This is a genomic window from Humidesulfovibrio sp., from assembly GCF_035560995.1.
Taxonomy (GTDB): Bacteria; Desulfobacterota; Desulfovibrionia; order Desulfovibrionales; family Desulfovibrionaceae; genus Humidesulfovibrio.
The window spans coordinates 23,775-33,849 of the sequence record NZ_DATMYK010000298.1; the positions used below are offsets into that span (position 1 = coordinate 23,775).

At 68.0% G+C, this 10,075-nt stretch carries 11 protein-coding genes; 6 read left to right on the top strand and 5 right to left on the bottom strand.

Features of this window, described 5'->3' with window-relative positions:
* The first annotated feature begins 69 nt into the window (after positions 1-69).
* The 3 genes from murI to VN419_RS11705 all read left to right on the top strand — a co-directional run bounded on the left by murI (position 70) and on the right by VN419_RS11705 (position 2,066).
* Entirely contained in the window at positions 70-927 is an 858-nt protein-coding gene (gene murI / locus VN419_RS11695; RefSeq protein ID WP_325647407.1) for a glutamate racemase, read from the top strand.
* A gap of 89 nt (positions 928-1,016) precedes the next feature.
* Positions 1,017-1,730, top strand: a complete 714-nt coding sequence (locus tag VN419_RS11700) for a type 1 glutamine amidotransferase (protein WP_325647408.1) — start codon at positions 1,017-1,019, stop codon at positions 1,728-1,730.
* A 48-nt stretch (positions 1,731-1,778) separates the two neighbouring features.
* Positions 1,779-2,066 (top strand): hypothetical protein, encoded by a 288-nt coding sequence (locus tag VN419_RS11705; protein WP_325647409.1) that lies wholly within the window; start codon positions 1,779-1,781, stop codon positions 2,064-2,066.
* A gap of 343 nt (positions 2,067-2,409) precedes the next feature.
* Here VN419_RS11705 and gltA read toward each other — a convergent pair whose 3' ends face one another.
* Both gltA and VN419_RS11715 read right to left on the bottom strand, forming a co-directional pair.
* A complete protein-coding gene (gene gltA, locus VN419_RS11710; protein WP_325647410.1) occupies positions 2,410-3,876 on the bottom strand; it encodes an NADPH-dependent glutamate synthase in 1,467 nt (488 codons plus the stop codon).
* Positions 3,877-3,878: 2 nt separating this feature from the next.
* Positions 3,879-4,730: a sulfide/dihydroorotate dehydrogenase-like FAD/NAD-binding protein gene (locus VN419_RS11715; protein WP_325647411.1), complete on the bottom strand. Its 852-nt coding sequence runs from the start codon at positions 4,728-4,730 to the stop codon at positions 3,879-3,881.
* A 339-nt stretch (positions 4,731-5,069) separates the two neighbouring features.
* Here VN419_RS11715 and VN419_RS11720 point away from each other — a divergent pair, with 339 nt between their 5' ends.
* On the top strand, positions 5,070-5,816 hold the full coding sequence (locus VN419_RS11720; protein WP_325647412.1) for a hypothetical protein: 747 nt from the start codon (positions 5,070-5,072) through the stop codon (positions 5,814-5,816).
* Between the two features lie 7 nt (positions 5,817-5,823).
* Here the strand turns inward: VN419_RS11720 and VN419_RS11725 are convergent, their stop codons facing one another.
* Entirely contained in the window at positions 5,824-6,033 is a 210-nt protein-coding gene (locus tag VN419_RS11725; RefSeq protein ID WP_325647413.1) for a hypothetical protein, read from the bottom strand.
* 144 nt (positions 6,034-6,177) lie between these two features.
* Here VN419_RS11725 and VN419_RS11730 point away from each other — a divergent pair, with 144 nt between their 5' ends.
* Positions 6,178-6,894: a response regulator transcription factor gene (locus tag VN419_RS11730; RefSeq protein ID WP_325647414.1), complete on the top strand. Its 717-nt coding sequence runs from the start codon at positions 6,178-6,180 to the stop codon at positions 6,892-6,894.
* A 48-nt stretch (positions 6,895-6,942) separates the two neighbouring features.
* Here VN419_RS11730 and VN419_RS11735 read toward each other — a convergent pair whose 3' ends face one another.
* A complete protein-coding gene (locus tag VN419_RS11735) occupies positions 6,943-8,157 on the bottom strand; it encodes a glycosyltransferase (protein ID WP_325647415.1) in 1,215 nt (404 codons plus the stop codon).
* A gap of 373 nt (positions 8,158-8,530) precedes the next feature.
* Positions 8,531-9,592, bottom strand: coding sequence for a selenide, water dikinase SelD (gene selD / locus VN419_RS11740; protein ID WP_325647416.1), 1,062 nt, complete (start codon positions 9,590-9,592; stop codon positions 8,531-8,533).
* Between the two features lie 171 nt (positions 9,593-9,763).
* Here selD and VN419_RS11745 point away from each other — a divergent pair, with 171 nt between their 5' ends.
* Positions 9,764-9,964, top strand: a complete 201-nt coding sequence (locus tag VN419_RS11745; protein ID WP_325647417.1) for a hypothetical protein — start codon at positions 9,764-9,766, stop codon at positions 9,962-9,964.
* Positions 9,965-10,075 lie beyond the last annotated feature (111 nt).

Consider the following 10,075-nt stretch of genomic DNA (forward strand, 5'->3'; position numbering starts at 1 on the left):
TGACTCCCGCCGCGCTCCGGTGCACAACTCCCCTCGCGGCAATCACCGCAAAGGGAGCCTCATCCGCACATGACTGCTGATCAGAAACCTGCTGCATCCCTGCCCATCGGCGTCTTCGATTCCGGCGTGGGGGGGTTGACCGTGCTGCGCGCCCTGAAAAAGGCGCTGCCCCACGAGGATTTTCTCTACCTGGGCGATACCGCCCGCCTGCCCTACGGCACCAAAAGCGGCGCAACCGTCGCCCGCTACGCCCTGCAAACCACGAAAGTTCTGGTGGACCAGGGCGTGAAGCTCCTCGTGGTGGCCTGCAACACCGCCTCGGCCGTGGCCCTGCCCGGCCTCACGCAAGCCTACCCGAACATCCCTGTGGTCGGCGTCATCGAGCCCGGCGCGCGCGCCTGCGCCCAGCACGCCCCCCATGGCCGCATCGCGGTCATCGCCACCGGCAGCACCGTGCGCGGCGCGGCCTACCAGACCGCCATCCTGCGCCTGCGGCCGGAGGCCACCATCGCCACCCGCCCGGCCCAGGTCTTCGTGGCCCTGGCCGAGGAAGGCTGGACCGACGGGCCCGAGGTGGAGGCCGTGGCCAAACGCTACCTCACGCCGCTCATGGCCGAATTCCCCGGCGGCAAGCCGGACTGCCTGGTGCTCGGCTGCACGCACTTCCCGGTGCTGGCCCAGGCCATACGCAAGCACCTGCCCGAGGGCGTGTGCCTGGTGGACAGCGCCGAGACCACGGCCGAAAGCGTGGCCGCGGAACTGGCCCGGCGCGGACTGCTCAAGCCGACCGGCACAACGGGCGATGCCCAGGCCGAGGGAAGCGTCCATTTCTTCGCCACCGACGACCCGGAACGCTTCGCCAAGGTGGGCGAAATTTTCCTTGGCCAGCCCCTCAACGCGGCCGACATCACCCTCGTGGACCTGTAACCGGCCTCACGCGCGGGGGTCTGGACAAGCGGGCGCTCTGCGGGCATGTTCCCGCATGGCAGCCAACCCCCAAGAAACGCGGAGGCCCCATGCTTCGTCTGCACGGCTTACGACACGAGAGCTTCGAGAAAGAGGCGGAAATCGCCGCCTGGGCGCGCGAGCGCGGCCATAGCCTGACCCACACCGATCTGTGGAACGGCGAAACCCCGCCCGACCCCTCGGCCTTCGACTTCCTGGTGATCATGGGCGGCCCCATGAACATCTATGAAGAGGACAAGTTCCCCTGGCTGGCGATGGAGAAGCGCTTCCTCAAGGCCAGCATCGAAGCGGGCAAGCTGGTCATCGGCGTGTGCCTGGGAGCGCAGCTTCTGGCCGACGTGCTGGGCGGCAAGGTGACCAAGGGCCAATACCGGGAAATCGGCTGGCACGAGGTGAGCGCCGGGCCCGACGCCGCCAAGAGCCGCGTGTTCGCCGACCTGCCCGAACGCTACACCGCCTTCCACTGGCATGGCGACACCTTCGCCATCCCCCCCGGGGCCCTGTGGACCGCCAAAAGCGAAGCCTGCGCGCACCAAGCCTTCACCGCCTGCAACGACCGCGTGGTGGGCCTGCAATTCCACCTGGAGACCAATGCCCAAAGCATGGCCGATCTTTCCACCAACTGCGCGGACGAAGTCACCGTGGACCTGGTGAAATGGCCCTATGTGCAGTCCGTGACCGAAATGCAGGCCCGGCCGGAGCGCCTGGCCGGCATCCGCGCCCTGCTGGACCGCATTCTGGACAACATGGCCGCGCTGGGATAGAAGCCCGCCCGGACCAAGCACGGCACAAGCACCCAAAAAGGAATCACCATGGCCGAAACCGTTGAAGAATTGACCATAAGCTACGAGGAAGACGGCGTTGTCGTCACCGAGGAACTGGACAAGGTGATCCTGTCCAAGGGCGCCTGGGCCACCCTGCTCTACAAGTACCGCTCCTGGGACAAGGCCAAGAACGACTACGGCCCGGTGGCCTTCACCATCCGCCGCTACCGCAAGCAGAACGGCGAGTACAAGCAGCAGAGCAAGTTCACCATCTCCAGCGAAGACCAGGCGCGCAAGATCATCGACGCCCTGGAAGGCTGGATAGGCAAGAAGTAAGGGGGAGAGGCTGGGGCGCCGCCCCAGACCCCGCCAGGGGGTATGCACCCCCTGGACCCGCAGGCCAAACGAGAAGCCCCGGAGCGCTTTTGCGCTCCGGGGCTTCTCGTTTGGGGGCAGGCCGGGCAGGGACTCTCGGTTTCCAGGTCCGTCAGGGCAGGCGCTGCCTTCCGTCCGGCTCCTCCCGCCCGGACCCTCCGCGAGGGGTTTCCGCCCCGGCGCCTTCGCGCCGGGGAGGAAACCCCTCGCCACAGGGAGTCCAGAGGGCCTTGTGCCCTCTGGCGGGGGACTGGGGGCAGCGCCCCCAGCGGGGTCAAGGGGCAGCGCCCCTTGCTTCTCTGCTCTACAGCTCGGTGCCCAGCAGCCTCTTGGCGATCTCCTTGGCGGCCTTTCGTCCCGCGCCCATGGCGCTGATGACGGTGGCGGCGCCGGTGACGATGTCGCCCCCGGCGAAGACGTTGTGAATGCTGGTCTCGCCGGTTTCGGGATTGGCGTCGATGTAGCCCCATTTGTTGAGCGCGAGGCCCTTGGTGGCTTCGAGCAGGATGGGGTTCGGCTTGGTGCCCACGGCGATGATGACCAGCTGGCAGGGAATGTCGGCGGTCTCGCCTTCAATGGGCTCTGGGCGACGGCGGCCGGAAGCGTCGGGCTCGCCGAGCTTCATCTTCTGCACGGTCATGCTGACCAGGCGCTTGTTCTCGTCGGCGTTCAGGGCCAGCGGCGCGCAGAGCAGCTCCAGCTGCACGCCTTCCTCGATGGCGTGTTCCAGCTCTTCCAGGCGCGCGGGCATTTCGGCCTTGGTGCGGCGGTAGACGATGGAGACCTTTTTCGCGCCCAGGCGCAGGGCGGTGCGCGCGGCGTCCATGGCCACGTTGCCGCCGCCGACGACACAGACCTCGTCGGCCTTGAAGATGGGCGTGTCGTGGTTGGGGAAGTCGTAGGCGCGGCCCAGGTTCACGCGGGTCAGATACTCGTTGGCGGAGAACACGCCGATGCTGTTCTCGCCGGGCACCTTCATGAACTGGGGCAGGCCCGCGCCCACGCCGATGAACACGGCCTTGTAGCCCTCGTCGAAGAGTTCCTGCACGGTGATGGCCTTGCCGCCCACCCAGTTGGTCTTGAACTCGACGCCCAGCTCCTTCATGGCGTCCACCTCGCGGCGGACGATGGACTTGGGCAGGCGGAATTCGGGGATGCCGTAGATGAGCACGCCGCCCACCTCGTGCAGGGCCTCGTACACGGTGACCTTGATGCCCAGCGCGGCCAGGTAGCCTGCCACGGTGAGGCTGGAGGGGCCGGCGCCGATGCAGGCGACCTTCAGGTCGTCGCGCATCATGCGGCAGGCGGCCTCGCCGGTGATCTGCACGCAGGCGTCGTCGCCCTCGGCCAGGCGCGCGGCGAAGGTGTCGGCCACGAAGCGTTCCAGGCGGCCGATGCACACGGCCCCGCCGGTCTTTTCCGGGTTCTTCTCCAGGATGCACATGCCTTCGCACTGGGTTTCCTGGGGGCACACGCGGCCGCACACGGCGGGCAGCGAGTTGTAGTCGCGCAGGACCTTGTACGCGCCGGGCAGGTCGCCCTTCTGCAACTGGCCGATGAAGCCCTTGATGTCGATTTCAACAGGGCAGCCCTGGCGGCACAGGGGCTTTTTGCATTGCAGGCAGCGGTCGGCCTCGGCCTTGGCGTCGGCCTCGGAGTAGCCCACGGCCACCTCAAGGTAGTTCTGAATGCGCACGAAGGGCGGCTGCACGGGCATTTCCGTGCGCGGCGCGGACTTCTTGGGGGCCTTTTTTTCCGGTGCGTCGCTCATGGCTACTTGCCCTCCGCGCATTTGCACTTTTCCTGGAAGAGCTGCATGGACTCCTGCTCCTGCGGGCGGAACTGCGAGAGGCGCAGGCGCAGCTCGCCGAAGTCCACCTCGTGTCCATCGAACTCGGGCCCGTCCACGCAGGCGAACTTGGTCTTGCCGCCCACGGTGCAGCGGCAGGCGCCGCACATGCCGATGCCGTCGACCATGATGGAGTTCAGGCTCACCGTGGTCTTGACGCCGAAGGGCTTGGTGACCTTGGCCACGGCCTCCATCATGGGCACGGGGCCGATGGCCACCACTTCGGACACGTCCTTGTCCTCTTCCAGCCGCTGGCGCAGCACTTCGGTGACGAAGCCCTTGTGCCCCTGGGAGCCATCGTCGGTGGCCACAAGCACTTCGGGGCAGAAGTTGCCGAGCTCGGAGCAGAAGAGCAGCAGGTCCTTGTTGCGCGCGCCGATGACCGCGACCACGTGGTTGCCCGCGGCGGCGTGGCCCTTGGCGATATGGTGCATGGCGGCAACGCCGGTGCCGCCGCCCACGCAGATGACCGTGCCCTGTTTCTCGATGTGCGTGGCCTTGCCCAGCGGACCGCAGAAGTCGGGCAGGCTCATGCCTTCCTCAAAGGTGTTCAGTTCGGCCGTGCTCTTGCCCACCACCAGGAACACGATGGTGACGGTTCCGGCGATGGGGTCGCAGTCGGCGATGGTGAGCGGGATGCGCTCGCCCTTTTCCGAGGTGCGCAGGATGACGAAGTTGCCGGGCTTGGCTTTTTTGGCCACGTGCGGGGCGTCGATGACCAGCAGCGTGGTCTGTCCGGGGATCAGCACCTTTTTCTCTAGGATGCGATAGCTCATTGGGGCACCTTCCGGGGTTTTAATGGATGCGGGTTGTGTAGCCTGCCCGCAGGGCGAATGCAACACGTGCGGATTTTTGCACTGCCGGGGCTTGCAAACAAGACGTGGAGTGGTTACATCGAAGCCATGGCGCGTTGCCTGGCCTGCCTTGCGGCGGCGGCCCGCGCCCGGCTTCCACGGACGGAAGACGCTTCTGCCCTGGTCCTCCACTGGAGTGAGGGTGGCGAACGCCCCTGAAATCGCATGATTTCCGGGCGTGCCGCTGGACCAAGGGCGGTATTCGCGGCTTCCGGTCTTTTTTTGGCCGACCGGACGCCGGGGCAACCCCCGGAGACGGCCATGTCCGCCCCCATCGGCTCCAGCACCACCCGCAGCGCCTCTGTCGCGGCGCAGACGCGCCTCGTCGGCGCCCAGTCTGGCGTTGCGTCCGCGGCCCTTGGACAGGCGGGCGGCTCCCGGCCGCAGGTGCAGTCGCGCCGGGTGTCGCTGAAGCTTGGGCCCCTGGGCATCACCTATTCCACAGACCAGCTGCTGTGGCCCGAGGCCGCAGCCACTGCCGGAGCCGGGGCCGCCGTTGCGGACGCCAGCCTCTCGCCGGGCCTCTCGCCCGATCTGGACCCTGACGCGGAACCCGTTGACCCGGTGTCCGGGCTGCCGGGGTCTGGCCAGAATACGGGCCAGACAAGCCAGACCGATCAGGCCGCGCAGCAAGCACAAGCCCAGCTGACGGACCAACAAGGCGCGGCCGCGGCGGGCCGCAGCTTCCACCAGGAACTGGCACAGGCTTGGCGCAGGCAAATTGAGCAGCGCGCGGCCACGACTGAGACCTACGGACCAGGCGGCGCGTCTCGCTCCGGTATTTCCACCGCCGTCACCAGCGCCGAGGCCGGAAGCTCCGCTCCGGCGGCCACGGCGGCCGCTTCCACAGCGGGGACCGCTTCAAGCGCCGCGGCAACCGCCACCACGCCTTCCGCCGAAAACACGACGGCCCCTCCGGCCGCGCGCATGCGCAGGGCCATCGGGGCCTATCTCGCCTGTGCGCGGGATTTCTCCACCGCGCAGCCCATGCTTACCGCCGTGGCCTAGGGCCACCTCAGCAGGAGCGGAAGTCCTTGCTGATGTAGAGCATGAGGTCGAACAGATTATGCGCCATCTCGTCGGCCAGCTCCGGCGGCTCCACCGGTGCGGAGCCCGCGGTGCGGTTGATGATCTTGGAGAAGAGCAGGCCCACAAGCTGGTCGTCGCCCTGGGTCCAGGGCGCGCTGCTTGAGGGAAACTTCTTCTGAAATCCGTGGTAGTACATGCGCTCTCCCGGTGGTCGGTCGGCAGTTGGGCGCGGGTCTTGCGCGTCCGGTCCGGCGGGGATATGTTCCCGCAACACTGGTGCTATCGGCCCTTTGCGGCCGCAACTTTACACCCGGCGTCCACGCGCCCGAACGGAGCCGCCGTGTCGCAGAAGAACATTCTCGTGGTGGAGGACCATCCCGAAACGCGGGATCTCCTGTCCTATCACCTGAAGGCGGCGGGCTACGCCGTGCGCACGGCCGCAAGCGGGCAGCCCGCCCTGGACATCGCCCAGCGCACCCGGCCGGACCTGGTGCTGCTGGACGTGATGCTGCCCGGCGGCATGGACGGGCTGGAGATTTGCCGCAGACTGAAGCAGGACGAGCGAACCCGGCAGGTGCCGGTGATCATGCTCACCGCGCTCGGCGACGAGGTGGACCGCATCGTGGGGCTGGAGCTGGGGGCCGAGGACTACGTGGCCAAGCCCTTCAGCCCGCGCGAGCTGCTGCTGCGCGTGAAGGCCCTGCTGCGCCGCGCCGCCCCGCAGGAAGCCCCGGCCTCAGGCTTCCGCGAGGCCGGGCTGGAGATCGACTTCGAGGCCCACAGCGTGCTGGTGGACGGGCAGGACGCGGGCCTGACCGCCACGGAGCACAAGATCCTGAAGGAGCTGGTGGCCTCGCGCGGGCGGGTGTTGCCGCGCGAACGCCTGCTGGACACCGTGTGGGACACGGATTTCGACGGCACCTCGCGCACGGTGGACACGCACATGCGCCGTTTGCGCGGCAAGCTCGGCCCCTATGCGGACTGGATCGAGACGGTGCGCGGTGTGGGGTATCGCTTCAAGCCCCTGGCAAAAGGCGCTGGCAAGACGGGCGACTAGGCCGATATCGATAGCTTGTCGACATCGTAAAGATCCGCAAATCAAGCGCTAAACGTTCGAATCGTCGGCGTCGGCGGCTTCCGCGGCCAGCTGCTCGAAGTGCTCCGCCCAGCGCGCCACCGCACGGTCCAGGCTGTACTCCTCCAACACATGCGCCCGGCCCAGCGCCCCCATGCCCGAACGCTGCTCCGGCGTCAGCGAAAGCACGTCCTCCAGGCACCGCGCCAGAACTTCAGCCCGCGCCGCAAGCGGCACATCCGGCCGCGAGGCTTCCGCCTCGGCCACGCAGCCGCCCGGCCCGGCCATACGCCGCGCATCGCCCACGTCCAACGCGGCCACGGGCACCCCGCAGGCCAGCGCCTCGGCCAGAACATTCGGAAACCCCTCTCCCAGCGACGGCAAGGCCAGCACATCCAGCGCGGCCAGCACCTGCGCCACGTCCGCGCGCCTGCCCAGGCGCAGGGCCGCGCCCCCCAGGCCGTAATGCGCCAGCAGGGCGTCCAAGCCACCCGCCGAGCCGGGCTCGGTGCCCTGGCCGCAGAACAGCAGCCGAGCGCCGGGAAAACGCGCCAGCACCCGCTGCGCCGCCGCACAGAACACCTCGTGCCCTTTCATGGGATCCAGCCGCGCCACAAGTCCGATGAGCGGCGCGCCCTCGGCCACGCCCCACTGCGCCCGCAGACGCTCTCGCGCACCGGGGTCTGGCCGGTATGCCCGGCCGTCCACGCCGTTCTCCAGCACCGCCAGCCGTCGGGGACGGTAGCCCAGTTCCTCCACGTGCAGCCGCGCCCCGGCCCAGGAATTCGCCGTCACCGCCTGCGGCCAGTGCGAAAGCCGCGCGCAGGCCCGCACCGTGAGCTTCGTGCCCGGCGAATAGCGCGAAAAATCCATGTATGAGCAGCGCAGACCCCAGCTCACCGCCGCGCGCGAGGCGCAGGCCCTGGCCGCAAGAAGCCCCAGCAGATCCGCATGGTACAGCCAAGTCTGCAGCACCTGGGGCTTCCACTGGCGCAAAACGTTCATGAGCCGCAGCAGGCCGCCTGGGCCCGGCAGCCCGCGCCGCATCCCCAGGCTCTCGACCGGCACGCCCGCCTCGCGCAGGCGTCCGGCCAGCGCGCCGTGCTCGCCGTCCAGGCTCAGCAGGCTGACCACGCGGCAATCGAAACGTGCGCGCGGCAGCAAGGGCGCCAGGCGTGCAAGCCAGGTTTCGGCCCCGCCGAGGCCAAGGCCGGTGATGAGGTGCAGTACGCGGATGGGCGGCATGGAAGAGCCCTAGCGCATGGCGTGGACAATGGGAAGGGCCGGCCGGCGTGCCTGTTTCGTGCCCCGCAGGCACAAGGTCACAGGGCAAAGTGTCGTGCCCGGTTCATGCTCCGCAAGCCAGGAGGCTGCGCCCCCTGGACCCGCTGTAGGGGTGAGGGATGTCGTCGCGGTTTCAATTTTCGGGGTTCCAAGGGGCCGGAGGTCCCTTGGCCGCCGGAGGCTTAACCAGGCGAAACGCCACAGGGCCAACGCAGTGCCCGGTTCATGCTCCGCAGTCCAGGAGGCTGCGCCCCCTGGACCCGCTATAATGTGGAGTGGCTATGCGAGGTGATGTGCATCAAGGCCGGAAGTTTAACCGGGCGAAACCTTCAGCCTAGACCAGCGACAGCGCCTGCCCCGTGGGCAGCTTCTCCACCGCACGGCCGATGCACACCGCCAGGTCGCCCGCTTCGCCGAGCAGGGCCTGAGCCTCGGCCACCTTGTCCTGCGGCACGCCGAGGATGAGTCCGCCCGAGGTCTGGGCGTCGAAGGCCAGGGTGACCAGCAGTTCGTCCAGCCCTGAGCGCACAAGGGTGCGCGGCAGGTAGTGGTTGCGGTTCTGTATGCTGCCGCCTGGCATGAGGCCCAGGGTGGCCAAGCTGAGGGCTTCCGGCAGGAAGGGCACCTCGGAGAGCGTGACTTCGGCCGTGACGCCGCTTGCGGCCGCCATTTCCAGCAAATGTCCGCCCAGGCCGAAGCCCGTCACATCCGTGCTGGCCTTGAGCCCAAGCTGCCGGATGACCTGGGCGCCCGCGCGGTTCAGGCGCGCACACCAGAAATGCACCAGTTCTTCCAGGCGTTCCGCGCCGGGCCGACCGGCCTTGATGGCCGTGGCCACCACGCCGGTGCCGATGGGCTTGGTGAGCAGCAGCGCGTCGCCGGGCCGCAGACCCCGGTTGGTGGCAATCTTGTCCGGGTCCACCGTGCCGGAGACGGAAAGGCCGTATTTGATCTCCGAGTCTTCCACGCTATGGCCGCCGCAGAGCACGGCCCCGGCCTCCTCGATCTTGGACAGGCCGCCCTTGAGGATGGCCGCAAAGACCTCCGGCGGCATGCTGCGCGCCGGGAAACAGCACACGTTCATGGCCGCGTACGGCTCGCCGCCGACGGCGTATACGTCGGACAGGGCGTTGGCCGCGGCGATCTGCCCGAAGCGGAAGGGGTCATCCACCACCGGAGTCAGGAAATCGACGGTCTGCACCAGGGCCTGCCCGGCCGGAAAGCGCAGCACCACCGAGTCCTCGCCACCGCCGCGCGGCCCCGAGAGAATACGGTCGTCGTGGCCCGTCAAGAGCCCGCCAAGTATACGCTCCAGGTCCCCTGGAGCCACTTTCGCCGCTCAACCAGCCGCGCGCACGCCCTGGGTGAGACGGACTTTCTGCGGTGCCAAAGGCATTGGGGTGAATATTTCCATACCCGATTTCTAGCATAGGCGTGTGACGCAGCCAAGCAGGTATTTTCGATTCAGCCATTAAGTGAATGAACGATCCGCCGATAAGATACGCAAGCAAGGCACGCGAAGTGCATGCACGGAACCAGCAACGCACCCCAACATACGGGAGGCCGCATGATCCGACACCGTTGCGCCGCCTGCGGGCGGGCCATCAACCGCACTGACCGTTTCTTCGAAGCTTCCGACGGCACCCTGTGCCACGACTGCCAGACGCGCCTCGCTCCCGGCAAAATTCTCCGCCCGTCCGAGCACCTGCCCGCGCCGCCGCCCGCCTGGGCCGTGCTGCCGGAGCTGATGCCATGCGGCCATCGGTAAGGCCCAAAATGTAATCACGGGGCTCCGGCCCCTGCATTCGGCTGGGGGCGCTGCCCCCAAGCCCCCGCCAGAAGGCACAAGGCCCTCTGGACTCCCTGTGGCGAGGGGTTT